Origin of the sequence: Leptothrix cholodnii SP-6, assembly GCF_000019785.1 — a bacterium.
Taxonomy (GTDB): domain Bacteria; phylum Pseudomonadota; class Gammaproteobacteria; order Burkholderiales; family Burkholderiaceae_C; genus Sphaerotilus; species Sphaerotilus cholodnii.
Window position 1 is genome coordinate 1078982 of sequence record NC_010524.1, and the last position, 21930, is coordinate 1100911.

The window sequence follows — 21930 nt, forward strand, 5'->3', positions numbered from 1 at the left end:
CGGCGCTCAAGGCCGGGTTCACCAACGGTTCGCCGCAACCTTCTTAGGAGTTCAAAATGGCTTCCACGATCAATTCGAACATCATCTCGATGAATGCGCAGCGCAACCAGGCCGCTTCGCAAAGTTCGCTCTCCACCTCGATGCAACGCCTGTCGTCGGGCTTGCGTGTCAACAGCGCCAAGGACGATGCCGCCGGTCTGGCGATCGCCGAGCGCATGAACGCTCAGGTCAAGGGCATGAACGTGGCGGTGCGCAACTCCAACGACGCGATCTCGCTGACGCAGACCGCTGAAGGCGCGCTTGGCAAGGTGGCCGATTCGCTGCAGCGCATGCGTGAACTGGCGGTCCAGTCGGCCAACGCCACCAACAGCGACAGCGACCGCGACTCGCTCGACAAGGAGTTCGGCGAGCTGGCCAAGGAAATCCAGCGCGTGATGGGTGGCACCACCTTCAACGGCAAGGCGGTGCTCGGTGCCGATGCGGGTGACCAGGACTTCCAGGTCGGTGCCAACACCACCAGCGACGACACCATCACGATCACCACCGCCGACATGACCGCCGACGCCAGTCTGACGGCGGTCGCGGGCACCGACAACACCGGCGCCGGCCGCGCGGTGATCGACAGCACCACCAACGGCACGGTCGACACGGTGATCGACGACATCGACGCCGCGCTCGACAAGGTCAACTCCGAGCGCGCCACGATGGGTGCCTCGCAGTCGCGCTTCGACTCGGTGATCTCGAACCTGCAGGTGTCGGTGGAGAACCAGTCGGCGGCCCGCAGCCGCATCATGGACGCGGACTTCGCCTCGGAAACCGCCAACCTGAGCCGTGCGCAGATCCTGCAGCAGGCCGGCAACGCGATGATCGCGCAGGCCAACCAGCTGCCCCAGCAGGTGATGTCGCTGCTGCGCTGACCGACACCGCCCCGGGCCGGCCCGGGGTTGCGGATCCGGCCGCGACCGCGGCCCTCACGACGCCACCACGCGCAAGCGCTGGTGGCGTCGGCCGTTGCGGATCTCGACTTTGCCGGTCTCGGAACTGCCGCCGGTTTTGCCTCTTTCTCGGCGAATTGCCGGGGGGTGGTGCTGCCCACAATCGATCCCACAGAAGTTCACACGTGCTTCTGCCGCACCGGGCGGCGCCCGGCAACGTCACCCCAGTTGCTTGGGGCTGCATCGGCAACACGCCATTGCCGCCATCACGTGGGAATCATTCGGAGTGAATCAGCATGGCCCAGACGATCAACACCAACATGGCATCCCTGAATGCCCAGCGCAACCAGGCGGCCTCGCAGATGTCGCTGGCCACCTCGATGCAGCGCCTGTCTTCGGGCCTGCGTGTCAACAGTGCCAAGGATGACGCCGCCGGCCTGGCGATCGCCGAGCGCATGAACGCGCAGGTCAAGGGCATGAACGTCGCGGTGCGCAACGCCAACGACGGCATCTCGATGGCGCAGACCGCCGAAGGCGGCCTGGGCAAGGCCGCCGATGCCCTGCAGCGCATGCGGGAACTGTCGGTGCAGTCGGCCAACGCGACCAACAGCGACACCGACCGCGATTCGCTCGACAAGGAATTCGGCGAGCTGGCCAAGGAAGTGCAGCGCGTGCTGGGTGGCACCACCTTCAACGGCAAGAACATCCTCGGCGCGAACGCCGGGCAGATGGACTTCCAGGTCGGCGCCAACACCACCACCGACGACACGATCTCGATCACCACCACCGACATGACGACGTCGGCCACCATCACGGCGGTCGCCGGCACCGACAACACGGGCGCCGGCCGGGCCGTGATCGACAGCACCGCGGCGGCCACCATCGGCACGACCATCGACGCCATCGACGACGCACTCGACACGATCAACGCCGAGCGCGCCACGATGGGTGCCTCGCAGTCGCGCTTCGACTCGGTGATCTCGAACCTGCAGGTGTCGGTGGAGAACCAGTCGGCGGCCCGCAGCCGGATCATGGACGCGGACTTCGCCTCGGAAACCGCCAACCTGAGCCGCGCGCAGATCCTGCAGCAGGCCGGCAACGCGATGATCGCGCAGGCCAACCAGCTGCCCCAGCAGGTCATGAAGCTGCTGCAGGGCTGAACCCGGCCGCCGTGGCGGCGGCGGTGCTGCCCATCGGGCTTCCTCAAGTCGGCGCTGCGTGCGTCGATACATCAGTCGTCCGCTGTCGAAAGGCTCCGGGCGACTTTTTTCATCTTTACTTTGATGAGGGGCGAGCATCATGGCCAGCATCAGTTCCGCCGGGATCGGCAGCGGCCTGGACGTCAGTTCGATCGTCACGCAGCTCATGGCGGTGGAGAAATCCCCGCTGCAGCAGATGCAGACGGAGGCCAGCAAGATCCAGAGCAAGCTCAGCGCGTACGGCAAGGTCCAGAGTTACGTGTCGGCGCTGCGCGATGCGGCGCTCAATCTCACCAAGTCGGACACCTGGGGTTCCACCACCGCCAGCTCGGGCGACGCGAGCGTCTTCACCGCCACCACCGCATCCGGGGCCACGGCGGGCAACTACAGCCTGACCGTGCAGCAGATGGCCAGCGCGCAGACGGTGGCGTCGGCGGCCTGGCCGGCCTCGGTGTCGACCGTCGGCTCGGGCGTGCTGCGGCTCGAACTGGGCACCTGGGCGGCCGGGCAGACCGGCTTCACGCCCAAGAGCGGCACCTCCAGCGTCGACGTGACCGTGGCTGCCAGCGACACCCTGGCCGACGTGCGCGACAAGATCAACGCCGCCAAGTCGGGCGTGATGGCGTCGATCGTCAACGACACCTCGGGCTCGCGCCTGGTGCTGCGCTCGAGCGAGACCGGCGCCGAGAACGCGTTCCGCGTCACCGCCACCGATGACGACGGCAACAACACCGACGCCAGCGGCCTGTCCGCGCTGGCGTTCGACCCGTCCGCGGGCGCCAACGCGATGGTGCAGAGCCAGGCGGCGGTCAACGCCCGGGCCACCATCAACGGCCTGAGCGTCAGCTCGGCCAGCAACCTGCTGACCGACGTGGTCGACGGGGTCACGATCAAGCTCGGCAAGGTCAGCAGCACGCCGGTCGACCTGAGCGTGAGCAGCAACACCGAATCGGTCAAGACCGCCGTGACGGCCTTCGCCGACGCCTACAACAACCTGTCGAAGTACCTGGCCGAGCAGACCAAGTACAACGCCGCGGCCAAGTCCGGGGCGACGCTGCAGGGCGATTCGGGCACCAACGCCCTGCGTTCGGCGATGCGCAACATCATCGGCGGCACCAGCGGCGTCACGGGTGCGTTCAATCGCCTGGCCCAGGTCGGGCTCGACCCGCAGTCCGACGGCACGCTCAAGGTCGACAGCACCAAGCTCACCAGCTCGCTGGGCAAGCTGGCCGACCTGAAGGCGCTGTTCGCCAACAAGGACGCCGGCAACGAGGCCAACAACGGCTTTGCCGTCAGCCTGCAGAAGTGGGGTGACTCGCTGCTGAGCTTCGACGGCTCGCTGTCGACCCGCAGCAGCAGCCTGCAGCGGCAGATCGATGCCAACGCGAAGAAGCAGGAAGACTTCAACGAGCGCATGACCGGGGTCGAGGCCCGCATCCGCGCCCAGTACACAGCGCTGGACACGCAGATGGCCAAGCTCAACGGCCTGTCGACCTACATGACCCAGCAGATCACCAACATGAACAAGAGTTCGAGCTGAGATGTCCGGGCCGTGCAGAGCCGGATATGCAGGGCATACAGGCCCCGTTTCAGGGTCTGGCGCAGGTTTCAGGGGCTCAAGTAGCGATACCCGGCGTCGATAACTCAAACAAGCAGTTCACATCACCCCAACAGGATTCAGCCATGTTCAGCCAAGCGTCTTCTTACGGTCGTCCTCAGTTCTCGGCTCACCTCTACCACCAGGTCGGCGTGGAAACCGGTGTGAGTTCGGCCTCGCCGCACGCTTTGACGCTGATGCTCTACGACGGCTTCCTCAATGCCGTCAAGCAGGCCCGCCGCGCACTGGCCGAGGGCCGCACGGAAGACAAGGGCCGCCACGTCCGCCACGCTGGCCGCATCCTCGACGAGGGCCTGAAGGCGGCGCTGAACCTGAAGTTCGGGGGTGAACTGGCTCTCAATCTGCGCGACCTCTACGACTACACCCAGGTGCGCCTGATGCAGGGCCATGCCCGCAACGACGACGCGGCCCTGGCCGAAGCCCAGTCGCTGATCGAACCGCTGCGCGAAGGCTGGGCCGGTATAGCGGCACAGATGCCGCGCTGAGCGCAGAAAACACCGCCGTCCACGCCGGGTCTCTTGCTCCAAACGCAGCCTACCGCCATGTTGTCCACCATGAAAACCGCTTCTGCTCCCAACCAGGCCGTCAACCATGCCCTCCTGCAGTACTACGAGGCCATCGAGACCGCCAGCCATGAAATGCTGGAGGCCGCCCGCGCAGGCGACTGGGATCGTGTGGTCAAGCTCGAAGGCGCTTGCGCGGTGCTGATCTCGCAGCTCAAGCATGCCGCCACCGAGCGCCGGCTCGGCAGCGAGGAGGCGCAGCTCAAGGCCCGCATCATGCAGCGCATCCTGGTCAACGACGCCGAGATCCGCCACCTCGCCGAGCCCTGGCTCGAAGACCTCGACCAGATGATGGCCGGGCGGCCGCGCAACGTGCTGCACTGACACGGCGTCCTTGACTGCATCCTTCACTGACACCTCGGGCTTTCACGATGTCGACCCAACCGATGCCTCTGTCGCTCACCGACGCCAAGCCGGGCCAAGGTGAATACCGTGTGCGCGCCGGCAGCGAGATCCGCGCCCTGTTGCGCCGCTTCGCCGACGAGGAGCTGCCGATCACCCTGGCCACGCCCGATGGCGTGAGCTACACCACCTGTCTGTGGGCCGACGACCCCGAGCGTGCCGTGCTGGTGCTGTCGGCCGACGCCGCCGACGCGCGCGTGCAGCGCCTGATCGAGGCCGAGGAGGCGGTGGCGGTGGGTTATCTCGACAGCGTCAAGATCCAGTTCGACCTGAACGGCCTGATGCTGGTGCACGGCCGTGACGCGAGTGCCCTGCACGCCCAGTTCCCGCGCGAGATCTACCGCTTCCAGCGCCGCGACGGCTTTCGCGTGCGGCCGGTGGGCCATGCCTGCCCCGAGCTGCAGCTGCGCGTGTCCGGGCCGACCGACACCGAACTGACGCTGCGCGTGCTCGACCTGAGCCACGGCGGGCTGGCGCTGTTCCTGCCCGACGATCAGCCTGCGCTGCCGGTGGGCACCAGCGTGCGCGCGGCCCGCCTGGCGCTCGACCCGCTGACGCAGGTGCAGGTCGCGCTGCGGGTGGTGCACGTGGCGCCGCTCAAGGAGTCGGCACACGGCAGCCGGCTGGGCTGCGAGATCGAGGGCCTGTCGGGCGTGGCCTCGCGCACCTTGCAGCGCTACATCGACCAGACCCAGAAACGCCGTCGCCTCCTGGCGGTGTCCTGACCCGGGGGCAGGCGCCCGCCGAGCCGGGCACCGGGCTCAGACCTGCATGTTCATGATGTCGCTGTAGGCCTGGACCAGCTTGTTGCGCACCTGCAGGGTGGCCTGGAAGCCGATCTGCGCGCGCTGCATCGCCACCATGGTTTCCTCGAGGCTGACGGTGGGGTTGTCCAGCGCCACTTCGCGCTGCATGCCCTGGGCCTTCATCTGGGCCTGGCTGACGTTGTTGAGCGCCTGGCTGAAGACCTGCGAGAAACCCGCCTTTTCGACGCCGCCGCTGGCGGCCGGGCCCGCCGCGCCGCTCAGGCCGGCGGCCTGGGCGCTTTCGCGCACCCGCTGGGCAACCTGCGGCATGCCGGCCTTGGTGGCAGCCTGGGCGAAGTCGAAGGGTTTGAGCTTGATGTCCATGGCGCTTGTCGTGGCGCACGAACCATGACGCCACGTTGCCAATGTAGGCCGCCGGCGCGGCCGCGATGGGGGGAACTGAGGCCTTAAGCGTCGGCTGTTCGGTGCATGTGGCGAGGCCGGCTTGCGAATAATCGGTTGCGTGGCATGGCGCATTGCGCGCCCTGCCCGGATCGATCAAAGCTCGCCGCCGAACGGACATGGACAACGCCACCCTGCAGCCTCTGACACCGAACACGGTTGCCGCCGAGGCACCGGCACCCGGTTTCGCCGCCCGTCTCGCCGGCCTGCCCCTGGGCCGCAAGCTGGCGCTGGCCGGCGGCGTGCTGGCGCTGATCGGCCTGCTGGCGATGGCGGTGTTCTGGAACACCGGCAACAACGACAAGGTGCTGTTCGCCAATCTGTCGGACAAGGACGGCGGCGCCATCGTCGCCCAGCTGACCCAGATGAACGTGCCCTACAAGTTCACCGAAGGCGGCACGGCGATCCTGGTGCCGGCCGAGAAGGTGCACGACGTGCGCCTGAAGCTGGCCCAGGCCGGCCTGCCCAAGGGCTCGACGGTGGGTTTCGAACTGATGGACAACGCCCGCTTCGGCACCACCCAGTTCCAGGAACGCCTGAACTTCCAGCGCGGCCTCGAGGGCGAGCTGGTGCGCTCGATCACGGCGCTGTCGGCGGTTGAGGCGGCGCGTGTGCACCTGGCGCTGCCGAACCAGAACGGCTTCTTCCGCGACCAGCAGAAGCCCAGCGCCAGCGTGCTGCTGACGCTGCACCCGGGCCGCACGCTCGACCGCGCCCAGCTCGCCGGCATCGTGCACCTGGTGTCGGCCAGCGTGGCCGAGCTCAACCCGAAGGCGGTCAGCGTGCTCGACCAGAGCGGCAGCCTGCTGGCCGGCCCGCCCGAAGGCATGGCCGGCGCCGCCGGCGGCACCAACGGGCTCGACGCGCAGCAGCTGCAGTACGTCAACCAGATCGAAACCGTCTACACCAAGCGCATCCTCGACATCCTGGAACCCGTGCTCGGGCGCGACAACCTGCGCGCCCAGGTCAGTGCCGAGATCGATTTTTCGCAGACCGAATCGACCTCCGAAGAGTTCAAGCCCAACCAGGGCGACGCGCCGGCCGCCGTGCGCAGCGCCCAGTCGACCGAGCAGAGCAACCCCGGCGCGGCCATGCCCGCCGGCGTGCCGGGCGCGCAGAGCAACCAGCCGCCCACGCCGGCCACCGCGCCGATCAACGGCCAGGCCCAGCAGATGCAGGCCGCGCAAGGTGGCGTCGGCAGCAACGGCACGGCCCGGCGCGAGGCCGTCACCAACTACGAGGTCGACAAGACCGTGCGCGTGACACGCGCCGCCAGCGGCCAGGTCAAGCGCCTGTCGGCCGCGGTGGTGGTCAACAGCCGCAGCGTCACCGACAAGAAGGGCAATGTCCAGGTGGTGCCGCTGACGCCCGAAGAGCTCGACAAGCTGACCGCGCTGGTGCAGGAGACGGTCGGCTTCAGCAAGGACCGGGGCGACTCGGTCAAGGTGATCAACGCGCCGTTCAAGGTCGACAAGCCGGTCGAGGACACCACGCCGCTGTGGAAACAGCCCGAGGTGCAGGACATGGTGCGCACGCTCGCCCTGCCGCTGGGCCTGGCGCTGCTGGCGCTGATCATCGTGTTCGGCGCGATCCGTCCGGCGCTCAAGGCGGCGCAACCGCCCGAGCCGGTGCAGCTGGTGGATGCGGTGGTCGACGACGCGCAGGAGCTGCCCGCCCTCGAAGGCAGCGCCGAAGAGGCCGCGCACCTGGCCGCCGGTCACATGAACGCGCTGCCGGCGCCCGAGGACGACGCCCAGCGCCGCCTCGAGCAGGCCCGCAAGATGGCCAAGGACAACCCCGCGGCGGTGGCCAACATCGTGCGCGGCTGGGTCAGTGGCGCCGCGGCCTGAGGCCGCGAGCAGTAACCCGAGATGAACATGGACGACCAAGGCGTTGAAGACGCAGCCATCTTGCTGATGTCGCTGGGTGAAGAAGAGGCGGCCGAGGTGTTCAAGCACCTCACGCCCAAGGAAGTGCAGCGCCTGGGCGAGACCATCGCGCGCATGAAGACGGTCTCGCGCGAGCGTTTCGACAGCGTGCTCACGCGCTTCGAATCGCAGGCCAACACCCACAGCTCGCTGGTCAACGACACCGACGAATACGTCAAGAACGTGCTGCGCAAGGCGCTCGGCGAGGACAAGGCGAACCTGCTGATCGACCGCATCCTGCAGGGCAGCGACGTCACCGGCATCGAGAGCCTGAAGTGGATGGACTCGGCCGCGATCGCCGAGCTGCTGCGCCACGAGCACCCGCAGATCGTCGCCGCGATCCTGGTGCACCTGGAGTTCGACCAGGTCGCCGACGTGCTCAAGGGCCTGCCCGAGCGCATGCGCAACGAGGTGATGGTGCGCGTGGCCACGCTCGACGGCATCCAGCCGACCGCGCTGAAGGACCTCAACGAGGTGCTGTCGCGCGTGCTGGCCGGCGGCGACCGCATGCGCAAGGCCAACCTGGGCGGCGTCAAGAGCGCCGCCGAGATCATCAACATGATGGGTTCGGCGATCGAGACCTCGGTGCTCGACTACATCCGCGAGGCCGACAACGACCTGGCGCAGAAGATCCTCGACAACATGTTCACCTTCGACGACGTGGTGAAGATCGACGACAAGGGCATCCAGGCGATCCTGAAAGAGGTGCAGAGCGAGTCGCTCATCATCGCGCTCAAGGGCGCGACGCCCGAGATGCGCGACAAGGTGTTCAAGAACATGTCCAGCCGCGCCGCCGAGACGCTGAAGGAAGACCTCGAGTCGCGCGGCCCGGTGCGGGTGTCGGACGTCGAGAGCGAGCAGAAGGAGCTGCTGAAGATCGTCCGTCGCCTGGCCGACGAGGGGCAGATCGTGCTGGGAGGCGGCGGCGATGACCAGTTCCTCTAAGAAGCCCGACGCCCCGGCGCGCCCGGGCCTCTACAGCCGCTTCATCCCGCGCGAGGAACTGAGCGGCTTTGCCGCCTGGAAACCCGGCAGCTTCGGCGACGATCCGTCGCTCAGGCCGCAGGCCGAGCCCGATCCGGAACTGCTGCGGCGCGAGGCCGAGCTGGCCGCGCGACGCGAGGCGCAGCGCAAGCTCGACGAGCTGGCGCAGCTCGAATCGGACCGCATCGAGGCGCTGCGGCTGTCGCGCGAGGGCGGCTACCAGGACGGCTACCGCGACGGCCTGGAGGCGCTTGAGAACTTCAAGCAAAGCTTTGCCAGCCAGACCAGCACCCAGGTCGGTGCGATCGTCAAGCAGCTGCAAGGCCAGTTCGACGCGCTCGAGCAGGACCTGGCACAGCGCCTGGCCGGCATCGCGCTCGACCTGGCCCGCCAGGTGGTGCGCACCGAGCTGCGCATCCAGCCCGCGCTGGTGGTGGCGGTGGCGCAGGACGCGCTGTCGACGCTGCTGGTGTCGGCCCGTCACATCACGCTGCGCCTGAATCCGCAGGATCAGGCGCTGGTCGCCAGCGGCTGCGCCGAGCTGATCGCCGCCCGCCAGGTGCGGCTGGTGGCCGATGCCCAGATCGAGCCCGGTGGCTGCCGGGTCGAATCCGACATCGGCCTGATCGACGCCAGCGTCGCCACCCGCTGGCAACGCGCCGCGGCGGCGATGGGCCGCAACGACGTCTGGCAGGCGCAGGCCGAAGCGCCGGATGGAGAGTCGGCATGACCGAGTTGGCGGGGCGCTGGGTGCGCTACCTCGACGATCTGCAGAATTTCGCCAGCGCGCCGCAGCCGCTGGCCACCCACGGCACGCTGGTGCGGGTGTCGGGCCTGGTGCTCGAGGCCGCGGGCATCCGCATGCCGGTGGGCTCGCTGTGCGAGGTGCAGATGGCCGGCCAGCCGCCGGTGCCGGCCGAGGTGGTCGGCTTCGCCGGCGACCGGGCCTACCTGATGCCCACCGGCGAGGTGCAGGGCCTCGTCAGCGGCGCCACCGTGGTGCCGCTGGAGACGCCGGTGCAGGCGCCGGTGCTCGGCCGCACCGCCCACCCGTGGCGGCGCAACGAAGACCGTTCGCGCCACCTGCCGGTCGGCGACGGGCTGCTCGGCCGGGTGGTCGACGCCAACGGCGAGCCGATGGACCGGCTCGGCCCGCTGCAGGACGTGCACCCGCAGCCGCTGGCGCGCCGCCCGATCAACGCGATGGACCGCGATCCGGTGCGCACCCCGCTCGACACCGGCGTGCGCTCGATCAACGCCCTGCTGACGGTCGGCCGCGGCCAGCGCCTGGGCCTGTTCGCCGGCACCGGCGTGGGCAAGTCGGTGCTGCTGGGCATGATGGCGCGCTACACCGAGGCCGACGTGATCGTGGTCGGCCTGATCGGCGAACGCGGCCGCGAAGTCAAGGAGTTCATCGAGGACATCCTCGGCGAGGAAGGCCGCGCCCGCTCGGTGGTGGTGGCCGCGCCGGCCGATTCGCCGCCGCTGACACGCATGCAGGGCGCCACCTACGCCACCGCGATCGCCGAATACTTCCGCGACCAGGGCCGCCACGTGCTGCTGCTGATGGATTCGCTGACGCGTTTCGCGATGGCGCAGCGCGAGATCGCGCTGGCCATCGGCGAGCCGCCGGCGACCAAGGGCTACCCGCCGAGCTGCTTTGCCAAGCTGCCGCAGCTGGTCGAGCGCAGCGGCAACGGGCAGAAGGGCCAGGGCTCGATCACCGCGTTCTACACCGTGCTGAGCGAGGGCGACGACCAGCAGGACCCGATCGCCGACGCCGCCCGAGGCATCCTCGACGGCCACATCGTGCTGTCGCGCGAGCTGGCCGAGAGCGGCCACTACCCGGCGATCGACATCGAGAAATCGATCTCGCGCGTGATGACCAGCGTGGCCGCGCGCGAGCACATCGAGGCCGCGCGGCGCATGCGCCAGCTGCTGTCGCGTGTCAACAAGGCGCGTGACCTGATCCAGCTGGGCGCCTACGCACCCGGCCACGACGCCGAGCTCGACGCCGCCGTGCGTGCCCAGCCCGCCATCGTGGCGCTGCTGCAGCAGGACACCTGGAGCTGTGCGCCGCTGGCTGACAGCGTGGCGGCGCTGCGCAAGATCACCCGCGCCGCCTGAGCCGCATCCCACCGAACCGCCAGGACACCGGAGCCCCCATGACCCACCCGACGCTGCAACCGCTGTTCGTCCTGCTCGAACAGGCCGAAGGCCACCGTGACGAGGCGCTCGCGCGCCAGGCCAGGGCCGAGAAGGCGCTGGCCGCCGCGCAGGCCCAGCAGGCCCAGCTGCACGACTACCGCATCGAATACGAGAACCGCTGGGGCGCGCAGTTCCGCAAGGGCGTGACGATGACGCTGATGCAGTGTTATCAGGACTTCGTCGCCCGCCTGCACGGCGCGGTCGACCTGCAGGGCCAGCAGGTGCAGCGTCTGACGAATGAATTCGAGCGCATGCGCGGCGAGACCCTGGCCGCCGAGCTGCGCGTGGCGTCGGTCAAGAAGCTGATCGAGCGGCGCGAGACCACGATGGCGCGGCAAACCGAGCGGCGCGACCAGAAATCGCAGGACGAGATGGCTTCGCGGGCGGCCTGGCAGCGCCTGGCCGATCGCGGCCACGTCAGCCTGTCGCAGATGTAAGTCACCCAGGAGCCCGGCATGAACCGCGTCACTGCGTCTTCCCTCAGCGCCGAAACCGCCCGTGCCGATCGCATGGCCGGCGAGCGCCGTGGCCGCGACGACGCGCCGGCCGCCGGCACCGGGACGGGCGGATTTGCCGGCCTGCTGCGTGCCGCCGGTGTGCAGCCAGGCGCGCAGCCTGGCGCCGGCGAAGCGGCACGGGCGGCGCAGGCCAGCGCCCGGCGCACGAATCAGGCCCCGGATCCGCAGCGTGCTGCGCCGCCCGCGGCCACACCGGCCCCGCCGGCGCGCCCGCCCGGCAGCAGTGCCGAGGCGAAATCGGCCGAGACGCGCGCCCGCGCCGATCGCCCGCGTGCCCAGGGGGCCGGTGCGGGTGCGGATTCGGGTGCAACTGCAGGTGCCGACGACAGCCGCGAGACCGACGAAACCCGTGCCCGGGAAACGGCGCCGGAGGAATCCGCACCCGCTGAAGCGGCCCCCTCCGGTGGCGCCACGGTGTCGCACTGGATGATGCAGCTGGCGGCGCAGCGCCACGGCGGCATCGGCGCGGCGCTCGGGCGCGGTGCCGGGCTGTCGGCGGCCGGCGCCCAGGTGGCCGGTGGTGGCGACGCCACCGCGGCTGCGGCGGGCGGCGCTGCCGCGGGGCTCAATCTGCCGAGCTGGGCGCGCCCGGAAGACCCGGGCACGGGGGCCGGCACCGGCGTCTGGGCCGGTGGCGGCCAGATGCAGGGCGGGCGCCTCGGCGCGCACGACAACCCGGCCGCCGGCGCCCGATCGGCGGTGCCGCTCGAAGCGGGCGGCGCCGCGGCGACGCCTGACGCGGGCCCGTCCGCAGCGGTCGGCACCGACGCCGCGCCCGGATTCGCGAGCCAGCTCGCGGCGCTGGTGGGGGGGGCGCCGCCGCCTGCCGCCGCGGCCGGCCCGGCACCGGTCGGCGAGGCCTTCGTGCAGACGCCGGTCGGCGCGCCAGGCTTCGGCGACGAGGTGATGGTGAAGGTGGCGGCCTTCTCGCTCGAGGGCATCCAGGAGGCCCGTCTGGATCTGAATCCGGCCGAGCTGGGCCCGATCCAGGTGCGCATCGCGCTCGACGGCAACCAGGCGCGCATCGATTTCGGCGCCACCGCCGGCAGCACCCGCGAACTGCTCGAACAGGCGCTGCCGGCGCTTGCCCAGGCCTTGCAGGCCGACGGCCTGCAGCTGGCCGCCAGCAGCGTGGTCGGCGAGGTGTCCGACACCGACGCGGCCTTCGGCGGTGCCGGCAACGGCCGTGACGAGGCCGGCGCCGGGGCGGGCCAGGGCGACGCGGGAAGCGGTCGCCCGGGCGGCTGGGGTCAGCAATCGGAGTCCCGCGCGGCCCAGGCCGGGCGCGGCGTGCTGCCGGCGGGCTCGCCGTTGCAGCCCGGCCGAGGCGGCGACACGGCGCCGGGCTGGGGCGGACAGCGCCCTTCGGATGCCCCGTCCGGTCTGCGCGGGCTCGATCTCTACGCCTGATGCCGTGCCCGCCGGCGGTGCGGACTGCGGGTGATTGACGGGCTTTTTCGCGGCTTCGCAGATCGGGTGGATTCCGAATAATCGGATCCAGTGGCCGCCGATGTGCACCCCGTGCGCAGGTGGTCGACGAGACCGGGTCGTGGATCGCCCGCCTCGCTGCCTTTCTGGAGAACACCATGTCCGCAGCTGCCGCCCCCGCCGGCGACGCCCCTGCCAAAAAGGGCTCGAAAAAGCTGATCATCATCATCGCCGCGGTGGTTCTGCTGCTCGTGGTGGGGGGTGGTGCGGCGCTGTTCCTGATGAAGAAGAATGCCGCCGCGGAGGGCGACGAGGCCGACGCCGATGGCGCACACGCGCCGGCGGCCGCCCATGCGCCCGCCCCGAAGCCGCGCAAGCACGATTCGGCACACCCGCCCACCTACGTGGCGCTCGACCCGTTTGTCGTCAACCTGGCCGACCGCGACTCGGAGCGTTATGCGCAGATCGGCATGACGCTGGAAGTCGACGACCCGAAGTTCGCCGAAGAGATGAAGGGCTACATGCCCGCGATCCGCAACGCGGTGCTGATGATCCTGGCGCACAAGACCTCGACCGAACTGCTCGAGCGCGAAGGCAAGGAAAAGCTCGCCGAAGAGGTGATGCGCGAGGCGGTCCGGCCGATGGGCATCGAGATCGACGCCGACGAGCCCGACGACACCGGCGGCAAGAAGAAGCGCCGCCGCGCGCCGGTCTACAACCCGGTGCAGCAGGTGCATTTCTCGGCCTTCATCATTCAATGAGTCGGATTGACGCGCGAGCCTCAAGATGAACCAGCAGATCCTTTCGCAAGACGAAGTCGACGCACTGCTGCAGGGCATCACCGGCGAGAGCCAGAAGCTCGAGCAGGAGGACACGCCCAAGGGCGGCATCCGCGACTACGACCTGGCCAGCCAGGAGCGCATCGTGCGCGGGCGCATGCCCACGCTGGAGATCATCAACGAGCGCTTCTCGCGCAACATCCGCATCGGCCTGTTCAACTTCATCCGCAAGACGCCCGAAGTGAGCGTGGGCGGCATCAAGGTGCAGAAGTACAGCGCCTTCCTGCGCGAGACGGTGGTGCCGACCAACTTCAACATCGTCAGCGTGCGGCCGCTGCGCGGCAGCGGCATGATCGTGTGCGACCCGACGCTGGTGTTTTCGGTGATCGATGCGCTGTTCGGCGGCAGCGGCAAGTTCCACACCCGCATCGAGGGGCGCGATTTCTCGCCCACCGAGCAGCGCGTGATCTCGCGCATCGTCGAGGTCATCGCGACCGAATACAAGAAGGCCTGGCAGGGCATCTATCCGCTCGAGCTGGAATACCAGCGCTCGGAGATGCAGCCGCAGTTCGCCAACATCGCCGCACCGGGCGAGATCGTGGTCACGACCTCGTTCACGCTGGAGATCGGCGACGCCACCGGCACGATCCACTTCTGCATTCCCTACGCCACGCTGGAGCCGATCCGCGACGTGCTGTATTCGAGCACGCAGGGCGATTCGGCCGAGCCGGACCGGCGCTGGGTCAAGCTGATGACGCACCAGATCCAGGCCGCGCAGGTGCAGCTGGTGGCCGAGCTGGCGCATGCGCCGGCCACCGTCGAGCAGTTGCTCGCGCTCAAGGCGGGCGACTTCATCGAGCTCGACCTGATCAAGTCGATCGAGGTCAAGGTGGACGGCGTGCCGGTGATGGAAGCGCAATACGGAACCTCGAACGGCAAGTACGCCCTCAAGGTCGATCGCATGTTGACCAACCAGAACATGGGTTGGATAGGAGAAAGCAATGCCGGCTGACAACACCGCCGCGGACCTGACCTCGGAACAGGACGCGATGGCGGCCGAATGGGCCGCCGCTCTGGAAGAGCAGACCCAGCACCCCGGCGGCGCGATGGCCGAGGTGCTGCCGTCGCCCGACCACGGCGCGCCGGCCGCGTTCGCCAATTTCACCAGCAGCGCCGGCAGCGTCAACCAGCCGGGCAACGACATCAACCTGATCCTGGACATCCCGGTCCAGCTGACGGTCGAGCTGGGCCGCACGCGCATCCCGATCAAGAACATCCTGCAGCTGGCGCAGGGTTCGGTGGTCGAGCTCGACGCGCTGGCCGGCGAGCCGATGGACGTGCTGGTCAACGGCTACCTGATCGCCCAGGGCGAGGTGGTGGTGGTCAACGACAAGTTCGGCATCCGGTTGACCGACATCGTGACGCCGAGCGAGCGCATGCGCCGGCTGTCGCGCGGCAATTGAAGGTACGTGATGACGCCGTCCTGGATGTCCCTGTTGTGGTTCGCGCTGATCGTGGCGCTGATACCGGCCGCGCTGTGGCTGTTCAAGCGCTCGGGCATGGCCGGCGCGATGACGCGCTCGCAGGCGCTGGCGTTGCGCCAGGTCGGCTCGCTGGGCCTGGGGCCGCAGCAGCGCATCGTGGCGGTCGAGGTGGGCGAGGGCGAGGCCCGCCGCTGGCTGCTGCTGGGCGTGACGCCGCAGCAGATCAATGCGCTGCATGTGCTCGACCAGTGGCCGGGCACATCGGGCGAGCCGTCCGCCGGCCAGTCGGCCAAGGGCGGCTCAGGCGGCCGCGACGGCGGATTCGGCGCCGAACTGGCGCAGCGCCTGCGCGCGGGCCTGGGTGCGCCGGTGTCGACACCGTCGGGCAAGCCGACGGCAGACCGGACCTGATCATGAAGACTCGACACGACGCCGCCCGTTTCCTGCGCCGCAACGCGCACGCCGGGCTGATGCTGGGCTTGACGGTGATATCGGCCTGGCCTGCAGTAGCTTTAGCCCAGGGCGCACCGGCGGCCCTGCCGCTGATGGTCGGCCAGGGTGGCAGCGGCACGACGTTTTCGGTGCCGATCCAGACGCTGCTGTTCTTCACCGCGCTGTCGTTCCTGCCGGCGGTGCTGCTGATGATGACGGGCTTCACCCGCATCGTCATCGTGCTGGGCCTGCTGCGCCAGGCGCTGGGCACGCAGGCGGCGCCGCCGAACCAGGTGATCGTCGGGCTGTCGCTGTTCCTGACCTTCTTCGTGATGGCGCCGACGCTCGACCGCGTCTATGCCGATGCCTACAAGCCCTACGCGGCCAACCAGATCGGCTTCGAGGAAGCGATCGCGCGTGGCGAGGTGCCGATGCGCCAGTTCATGCTCAAGCAGACGCGGCAGTCGGACCTGGCGCTGTTCGCCCGGCTGGCCAAGCTCGATCCGGCGGTGAAGTCCGAGCAGGCGCCGCTGCGGGTGCTGGTGCCGGCGTTCGTGACCAGCGAGCTGAAGTCGGCGTTCCAGATCGGTTTCCTGATCTTCATCCCGTTCCTGGTGATCGACATGGTGGTGGCCAGCGTGCTGATGAGCCTGGGCATGATGATGTTGTCGCCGGTGCTGGTGGCGCTGCCGTTCAAGCTGATGCTTTTTGTGCTGGCCGACGGCTGGAACCTGTTGCTGGGTTCGCTGGCGGCGAGTTTTGCGGTCTGAGACGGGTCACGACACCCGGTTGATTGGAGTACGAATGGACGCGACCCAGGTTCTCACGCACGGCCAGGAAGGCCTCGGCATCTTGCTGATGGTGGCCGCGCCGATGCTGCTGACGGTGCTGCTGGTGGGGCTGACGGTGAGCATCTTCCAGGCGGCCACGCAGTTGCACGAATCGACGTTGTCGTTCGTGCCTAAGATGGTCGCTGCCGTCACGGTGATGGCGATCGCCGGGCCGTGGATGCTGTCGACGCTGGTCGAGTATCTGCAGCGCGTGCTGCAGTCCATCCCGGGCGCGGTGGGCTGAGCCGGTCGATCCATGATCGGGTTCGACGAAGCCCAGCTGCTGGAGTGGCTGACGCCGCTGCTGTGGCCGTTCCTGCGCACGCTGGCGCTGTTCAGCGCCGCGCCGGTGCTGTCGATGCGCATCGTGCCGGTGCGGCTCAAGGTGGGCCTGGCACTGCTGGTGGCCGTGAGCGCGCAGGCCAGTCTGCCGCCGATGCCGTCGCTGCCGCTCGACAGCCCGGGCGCGCTGATGATGGGGGCGCAGCAGGTGGTGATCGGCGTCACGCTGGGGTTCTCGGCCCGGGTGGTGTTTGCCGCCGTCGAGTTCGCCGGCGAGTTGATCGGGCTGCAGATGGGCCTGAACTTCGCCGGCTTCTTCGACCCCGCCACCGGCAGCCAGGGCACCGCAACGGCGCGCTTCTTCAGCACCATCGGCTCGCTGCTGTTCGTGGTGATGAACGGCCACCTGCTGCTGGTGATGGCGGTGGTGCACAGCTTCAATGCGTTTCCGGTCAGCGACCAGCCCTTGTCGGTGATCACGACGCTGCAGCCGCAGGTCTGGGGCGCCGAGATCTTCCGGCTCGGCCTTTGGATCGCGCTGCCGATCATCGCCATGCTGCTGTTCGTCAATCTGGTGCTGGGCGTGATCTCGCGGGTGGCGCAGCAGATCCAGATCTTCTCGGTGGGTTTCGGCATCACGGTGTCGGTCGGGCTGTTCGGCGTGCTGCTGACGCTGCCGATGCTGCAAGGCCCGCTGATGGCGGCGCTGGAGCGCATGCTGGCGCTGTTCCAGTGACGGCGCGGCCCGGTGGCCGCCGCCATGACCCGCGTCGATAATCCGGCGATGCAATGTCGTTCGATGTCCTGGGCCGCGATGGGGTTGACCGCCTGCCTGATGGTGGCGTGCAGCCCGACGCTCGATTGGCGCGATGTGCGCCTGGGCCCGGACACCCGGCTGCAGTTTCCCTGCAAGCCCGATCGGCTGGAGCGCAAGCTGCCGCTGCTCGAACGCGTGGCAGCGGCGCAGATGCTGGTCTGCGACGGTGGCGGGCTGACCTGGTCGGCCACGGTGTTCGACCTCGGCGATCCCACGCTGGCGCCTGCCGCGCTGCTTGAACTGCGTCAGCGCCTGCTCGCCAACATGCAGGGCACCGAAGAAGCCTCGGAGCACGTGGCGGTGCCCGGCATGACGGTGGGCACGCTGGCGCAGCGCAGCCGCATGCGCGGTGCGCGGCCCGACGGCAGCACGACGGTGGCGCAGGCGCTGTTCGTGGCGCGCGGCCCGCGGGTCTATCAGCTGGTCGTGATGGCACGCCCGGATGCGCCCGAGCAATGGTCGGCGCAAGCGGCTGAATTTCTCGATGCCTTGAGTTGGCGGAACTGATGCGGATGGTCTCGCCGGTCCTGCCGCCATAATTCGCCGCCATGGCCCGCCTGCTGATCCTTGCCCACGCACCGCTCGCGTCCGCGCTGAGGGCTGTCGCGGAGCACACGTTTCCCGAACTGGTGGAGCGGGTGTTTGCGCTCGATGTCGTTCCGCACGAGCCGCCGGAGCAGGTCGAGGCGCGCGCGCGCGAGTTCCTCGCGGCCGGCGCCGATGCGGATCCGGACGTGCTGGTGCTGACCGACGTGTTCGGCGCCACGCCGGCCAATGTCGCGCAACGCCTGGCCGACGGCAGCCGGATCCGCGTGCTGGCCGGCGTCAACGTGCCGATGCTCTGGCGTGCCCTCAACTACGCACGGCTGCCGCTCGACGAGCTGGTCAGCCGGGCCATGATCGGCGCCACGCAAGGCGTGCTGCCGGTGGCTTCGACCCGACCCCAGAACCAGGTGCTACAGACCAAATCCCATGATTCGCTCGACCATCAACATCAGCAATAAATTGGGTTTGCACGCGCGGGCCTCGGCCAAGCTCACCAAGCTGGTCGGCAGTTTCCCGTGCGAGGTGTTCCTCTCCCGCAGTGGCCGGCGTGTCAATGCCAAGAGCATCATGGGCGTCATGATGCTGGCCGCCGGAATCGGCAGCGAGATCGAGATCGAGGTCGACGGCGAGCGCGAGCAGGAAGCCATGACGGCCCTGCGCGCGCTGATCGACGACAAGTTCGGCGAAGGCGAATAGGTCTTCGCACCCCGCACGGCCGCGGCGTGAGCCCCGGCCTGTGGTTTCCGGATCAGGCTGTCGCGGCGCCCATGAAGTGGCGCTGGTAGCGGCTTGGCAGGTCGCACAGGCGCAGCATCATCGGCAGGTCGGCGGTGTTGAAGTCGGGATCCCAGGCCGGCGGGCCCAGCACCTTGGCGCCGCAGCGCAGGTAGCCCTTGATCAGGGCCGGCGTCTCGACCTGCAGGCGCTTGTTCAGTTCGTCGACCGGCAGGGGCAGCCGCGGCTGCACATGGTGTTCGATCGGTGCCAGGTGCGTCTGGCGCAGTTGCTCCCAGACGCTCGCCGCCACATGGCCGCCGTCGCGCATGCTGATGCTGGCGCAGCCGACCATGGTGTCGAGCTGGTTGCGCCGCATGAAGTCACCCAGTGCGGCCCACAGCGTCATGATCACGCCGCCGTTGCGGTGGTCCGCATGAACGCAGGAGCGGCCGAGTTCGGCCATCGTCGCGGTGTGATGGCGCAGGCGCGTGAAGTCGAATTCGGTCTCGCTGTACCAGCCACCCATGCGGCGCGCGGCGGTCGGCGTCATGACGCGGTAGGTGCCGATCACGTCGCCGGTGCTGCTGCGCACCAGCAGGTGCTCGCAGTGGGCGTCGAAGATGTCTCGGTCCAAGCCGGGCGGCGTGCCGGGGATGTTGTTGAGCCGCGCGCCCATTTCTCCGACGAACACCTGGTGGCGCAGGCGCTGGGCCTGTTCGACATGCTGCGGCGTGGTGGCCCATGCGGCGGTCATGGCAGCCTGGGGGACGGGCGCCGGCGCCGGGATGCTGTCCGGGACGATCGGCAGAACCGCTTGACGCGTTGGCATCAGCCGCCGAGGCGGCATCCGCAATTCGGCCAGCGCGAAGGTGGGTTGGGGCAGATCCCTCATGAATGACTCCATGTGTGCATGAAGTCATCGTCGTGGTCGGCCGTGACACGAACGTGTCGTTTCGGTGACCGCTTGACGACGCCGGCGAGGCCGGGTTTCTGGGGTCAGACCCGACCAGGGGCAGGCATGCGGACTGCTAGCATGAAAGCATGAGCCTGCAAGTATTCGGTTTGCCTGTTTCTCGGGGTGTAGCGATCGGGCGCGCGGTGCTGGTGGCGTCCAGCCGCATCGACGTGGCGCATTACTTCATCGATCCGGTTGACGTTCCGGCCGAGATATCGCGCCTGCGACTGGCGCGCAAGCAGGTCAGCGGCGAGCTCGAGGATCTCAAGCGCGACCTGCCCCCCAATGCGCAGACCGAGATCCTGGCGCTGCTCGATGTCCACCTGATGCTGTTGCACGACGAGGCACTTGCGGAGGCCACCTGTGCCTGGATCGTCGAGCGGCACTACAACGCCGAGTGGGCGATGGCCGCGCAGCTCGAAGTGGTCGCGCGCCAGTTCGACGAGATGGAGGACGAATACCTGCGCGAACGCAAGGCCGACCTCGAACAGGTGGCCGAACGCGTGCTGCGTGCACTGGGCGATCCGTCCAACGGTTCGGCAATCACCGAACGTGTGGGAGCACGCGACTTCGGCGGAGAAGATCCGCTCGTGCTGGTCGCCAACGACATCTCGCCGGCCGACATGCTGCAGTTCAAGGGCAGCGTGTTCACCGGGTTCATCACCGATGTCGGCGGCAAGAACTCGCACACGGCCATCGTCGCCAGAAGCCTCGATATCCCGGCGGTCGTGGGCGCCCGAGACGCCAGTCGGCTGATCCGTCAGGACGACTGGGTGATCATCGACGGCGATGCGGGCCTGGTGATCGTGGAGCCTTCGTCGATCGTGCTCGAGGAGTACCGCTTCCGTCAGCGCCAGATTCAGGTCGAGCGCGAGCGCCTGACCCGTTTGCGCCACAAGCCGGCGGTGACGCTGGACGGTGAACGGGTGGAACTGCTCGCCAACATCGAGTTGCCTGGCGACGGGGTGGCTGCGCTGGCCGGCGGTGCCGAGGGTGTCGGACTGTTCCGCAGCGAGTTCCTGTTCATGAACCGCGACGGGGCCTTGCCTGACGAGGAGGAGCAATATCAGGCCTATCGCGATGCGGTCACCATCATGCAGGGGCTGCCGGTCACGATACGAACGGTCGACATCGGCTCGGACAAGCCGCTCGATCGCATGTCGGTGCACGAGTTGCGGCACGAGCACACCTTGAATCCGGCGATGGGCCTGCGGGCGATCCGCTGGAGCTTGTCGGATCCGGCCATGTTCGAGGTGCAGCTGCGCGCCATCCTCCGTGCGGCCTCGCACGGGCCTGTCCGCCTTCTGGTGCCGATGCTGACTCACCTCAGCGAAATACGAGCCACCTTCGACGCGCTCCGGCGTGTGCGGGCTCAACTCATGCGCGAAAGCATTCCGCACGGATCGGTGGAAATCGGGGCCATGGTCGAGGTGCCCGCGGCGGCACTCACCATGCCGATCTTCCTGCGCTACTTCGACTTTGTCTCCATCGGCACAAACGATCTGATCCAGTACACGCTGGCGATCGATCGCGCCGAAGAGGCAGTGGCCCATCTCTACGACCCCTGGCATCCCGCGGTGCTCCGGTTGATTGCCGACACCATCAGTCAGGCTCACGCTGCAGGCAAGGGCATCTCTGTCTGTGGCGAGATGGCGGGCGACATCGAGTTCACCGAGTTGCTCCTTGGTCTGGGGTTGCGTTCTTTCAGCATGCACCCGGCGCAGATCCCTGCCATCAAGCAACGCATTCTTCGATCGGACAGCAAACGGTTGCGTGCTTATGCGGCAGCTGTGATGTCGTCGGACGAGCCCCGTTCCGTGGGAAAGGACGTTTCGGTTGCCGGAGCAAAGGTGGACGCTGGCGAACAGGTGCAAAAGACACCTCGAGAAGCTGCCTGAAGAATTTCTCCCCAGCCACTTGCGCGCCGATGAAGTTCCGGTGCATAATTGCGGTCTTCGCTGCTCACCACCTAGTTGGCTTGCAGCAAGACCGGCGGCGATGCCAAAATGATTCAGGTTCTGACCTGCGTCGTGTTGGCGATCAAACAGTCGGTTGGTGATGTTAAAAACTTCTTCGAAAGTTGTTGACGAAACCAAA

The 21930-nt window shown here is 68.4% G+C and carries 25 protein-coding genes; 23 read left to right on the top strand and 2 right to left on the bottom strand.

The window, feature by feature from the left end; translation table 11 throughout:
- The first annotated feature begins 56 nt into the window (after positions 1-56).
- The 6 genes from LCHO_RS05030 to LCHO_RS05055 all read left to right on the top strand — a co-directional run bounded on the left by LCHO_RS05030 (position 57) and on the right by LCHO_RS05055 (position 5442).
- On the top strand, positions 57-917 hold the full coding sequence (locus tag LCHO_RS05030) for a flagellin N-terminal helical domain-containing protein (RefSeq protein WP_012346042.1): 861 nt from the start codon (positions 57-59) through the stop codon (positions 915-917).
- Positions 918-1231: 314 nt separating this feature from the next.
- On the top strand, positions 1232-2095 hold the full coding sequence (locus tag LCHO_RS05035; RefSeq protein WP_012346043.1) for a flagellin domain-containing protein: 864 nt from the start codon (positions 1232-1234) through the stop codon (positions 2093-2095).
- Between the two features lie 139 nt (positions 2096-2234).
- Positions 2235-3674 carry a flagellar filament capping protein FliD gene (gene fliD, locus LCHO_RS05040; protein WP_012346044.1) on the top strand — a complete coding sequence of 480 codons (1440 nt, stop codon included), beginning with the start codon at positions 2235-2237 and terminating at the stop codon, positions 3672-3674.
- A 143-nt stretch (positions 3675-3817) separates the two neighbouring features.
- Positions 3818-4237, top strand: a complete 420-nt coding sequence (gene fliS, locus LCHO_RS05045) for a flagellar export chaperone FliS (RefSeq protein WP_012346045.1) — start codon at positions 3818-3820, stop codon at positions 4235-4237.
- Between the two features lie 69 nt (positions 4238-4306).
- Positions 4307-4639, top strand: a complete 333-nt coding sequence (locus LCHO_RS05050; RefSeq protein WP_043704857.1) for a flagellar protein FliT — start codon at positions 4307-4309, stop codon at positions 4637-4639.
- Between the two features lie 47 nt (positions 4640-4686).
- The gene (locus LCHO_RS05055) at positions 4687-5442 is read left to right on the top strand and encodes a flagellar brake protein (RefSeq protein ID WP_012346047.1); all 756 of its coding nucleotides are present in this window, start codon (positions 4687-4689) and stop codon (positions 5440-5442) included.
- A gap of 36 nt (positions 5443-5478) precedes the next feature.
- Here the strand turns inward: LCHO_RS05055 and fliE are convergent, their stop codons facing one another.
- The gene (gene fliE, locus LCHO_RS05060) at positions 5479-5847 is read right to left on the bottom strand and encodes a flagellar hook-basal body complex protein FliE (RefSeq protein ID WP_012346048.1); all 369 of its coding nucleotides are present in this window, start codon (positions 5845-5847) and stop codon (positions 5479-5481) included.
- A gap of 197 nt (positions 5848-6044) precedes the next feature.
- Between fliE and fliF the strand changes: the two genes are divergently transcribed.
- The 16 genes from fliF to LCHO_RS05140 all read left to right on the top strand — a co-directional run bounded on the left by fliF (position 6045) and on the right by LCHO_RS05140 (position 18857).
- Positions 6045-7775 (top strand): flagellar basal-body MS-ring/collar protein FliF, encoded by a 1731-nt coding sequence (fliF, locus tag LCHO_RS05065; protein ID WP_012346049.1) that lies wholly within the window; start codon positions 6045-6047, stop codon positions 7773-7775.
- Between the two features lie 27 nt (positions 7776-7802).
- A complete protein-coding gene (fliG, locus tag LCHO_RS05070) occupies positions 7803-8798 on the top strand; it encodes a flagellar motor switch protein FliG (protein WP_043703881.1) in 996 nt (331 codons plus the stop codon).
- Entirely contained in the window at positions 8782-9567 is a 786-nt protein-coding gene (locus tag LCHO_RS05075; protein ID WP_012346051.1) for a flagellar assembly protein FliH, read from the top strand. The genes fliG and LCHO_RS05075 overlap by 17 nt, the downstream gene beginning before the upstream one ends.
- Positions 9564-10964 carry a flagellar protein export ATPase FliI gene (fliI, locus tag LCHO_RS05080; RefSeq protein ID WP_012346052.1) on the top strand — a complete coding sequence of 467 codons (1401 nt, stop codon included), beginning with the start codon at positions 9564-9566 and terminating at the stop codon, positions 10962-10964. The genes LCHO_RS05075 and fliI overlap by 4 nt, the downstream gene beginning before the upstream one ends.
- Positions 10965-11002: 38 nt before the next feature.
- The gene (gene fliJ, locus LCHO_RS05085; protein WP_012346053.1) at positions 11003-11482 is read left to right on the top strand and encodes a flagellar export protein FliJ; all 480 of its coding nucleotides are present in this window, start codon (positions 11003-11005) and stop codon (positions 11480-11482) included.
- 18 nt (positions 11483-11500) lie between these two features.
- Positions 11501-12973 (top strand): flagellar hook-length control protein FliK, encoded by a 1473-nt coding sequence (locus LCHO_RS05090; protein ID WP_012346054.1) that lies wholly within the window; start codon positions 11501-11503, stop codon positions 12971-12973.
- Between the two features lie 176 nt (positions 12974-13149).
- Positions 13150-13752 (top strand): flagellar basal body-associated FliL family protein, encoded by a 603-nt coding sequence (locus tag LCHO_RS05095; protein ID WP_012346055.1) that lies wholly within the window; start codon positions 13150-13152, stop codon positions 13750-13752.
- A 25-nt stretch (positions 13753-13777) separates the two neighbouring features.
- On the top strand, positions 13778-14782 hold the full coding sequence (gene fliM, locus LCHO_RS05100; RefSeq protein ID WP_012346056.1) for a flagellar motor switch protein FliM: 1005 nt from the start codon (positions 13778-13780) through the stop codon (positions 14780-14782).
- On the top strand, positions 14772-15233 hold the full coding sequence (gene fliN / locus LCHO_RS05105; RefSeq protein ID WP_012346057.1) for a flagellar motor switch protein FliN: 462 nt from the start codon (positions 14772-14774) through the stop codon (positions 15231-15233). The genes fliM and fliN overlap by 11 nt, the downstream gene beginning before the upstream one ends.
- A 9-nt stretch (positions 15234-15242) precedes the next feature.
- Positions 15243-15665 (top strand): FliO/MopB family protein, encoded by a 423-nt coding sequence (locus LCHO_RS21960; RefSeq protein ID WP_012346058.1) that lies wholly within the window; start codon positions 15243-15245, stop codon positions 15663-15665.
- A gap of 59 nt (positions 15666-15724) precedes the next feature.
- On the top strand, positions 15725-16456 hold the full coding sequence (gene fliP / locus LCHO_RS05115) for a flagellar type III secretion system pore protein FliP (protein ID WP_085986864.1): 732 nt from the start codon (positions 15725-15727) through the stop codon (positions 16454-16456).
- 34 nt (positions 16457-16490) lie between these two features.
- On the top strand, positions 16491-16760 hold the full coding sequence (fliQ, locus tag LCHO_RS05120) for a flagellar biosynthesis protein FliQ (RefSeq protein ID WP_012346060.1): 270 nt from the start codon (positions 16491-16493) through the stop codon (positions 16758-16760).
- Positions 16761-16772: 12 nt separating this feature from the next.
- Positions 16773-17534: a flagellar biosynthetic protein FliR gene (gene fliR / locus LCHO_RS05125; protein ID WP_012346061.1), complete on the top strand. Its 762-nt coding sequence runs from the start codon at positions 16773-16775 to the stop codon at positions 17532-17534.
- A gap of 24 nt (positions 17535-17558) precedes the next feature.
- A complete protein-coding gene (locus LCHO_RS05130) occupies positions 17559-18122 on the top strand; it encodes a hypothetical protein (protein ID WP_012346062.1) in 564 nt (187 codons plus the stop codon).
- 41 nt (positions 18123-18163) lie between these two features.
- Positions 18164-18619 carry a PTS sugar transporter subunit IIA gene (locus LCHO_RS05135; RefSeq protein ID WP_012346063.1) on the top strand — a complete coding sequence of 152 codons (456 nt, stop codon included), beginning with the start codon at positions 18164-18166 and terminating at the stop codon, positions 18617-18619.
- Positions 18588-18857 carry an HPr family phosphocarrier protein gene (locus LCHO_RS05140; RefSeq protein WP_012346064.1) on the top strand — a complete coding sequence of 90 codons (270 nt, stop codon included), beginning with the start codon at positions 18588-18590 and terminating at the stop codon, positions 18855-18857. The genes LCHO_RS05135 and LCHO_RS05140 overlap by 32 nt, the downstream gene beginning before the upstream one ends.
- Positions 18858-18909: 52 nt before the next feature.
- Here the strand turns inward: LCHO_RS05140 and LCHO_RS05145 are convergent, their stop codons facing one another.
- Entirely contained in the window at positions 18910-19770 is an 861-nt protein-coding gene (locus LCHO_RS05145; RefSeq protein WP_012346065.1) for a GNAT family N-acetyltransferase, read from the bottom strand.
- 149 nt (positions 19771-19919) lie between these two features.
- Between LCHO_RS05145 and ptsP the strand changes: the two genes are divergently transcribed.
- Complete coding sequence (gene ptsP / locus LCHO_RS05150) at positions 19920-21731, top strand: phosphoenolpyruvate--protein phosphotransferase (protein WP_012346066.1); 1812 nt, start codon at positions 19920-19922, stop codon at positions 21729-21731.
- Positions 21732-21930: the final 199 nt, after the last annotated feature.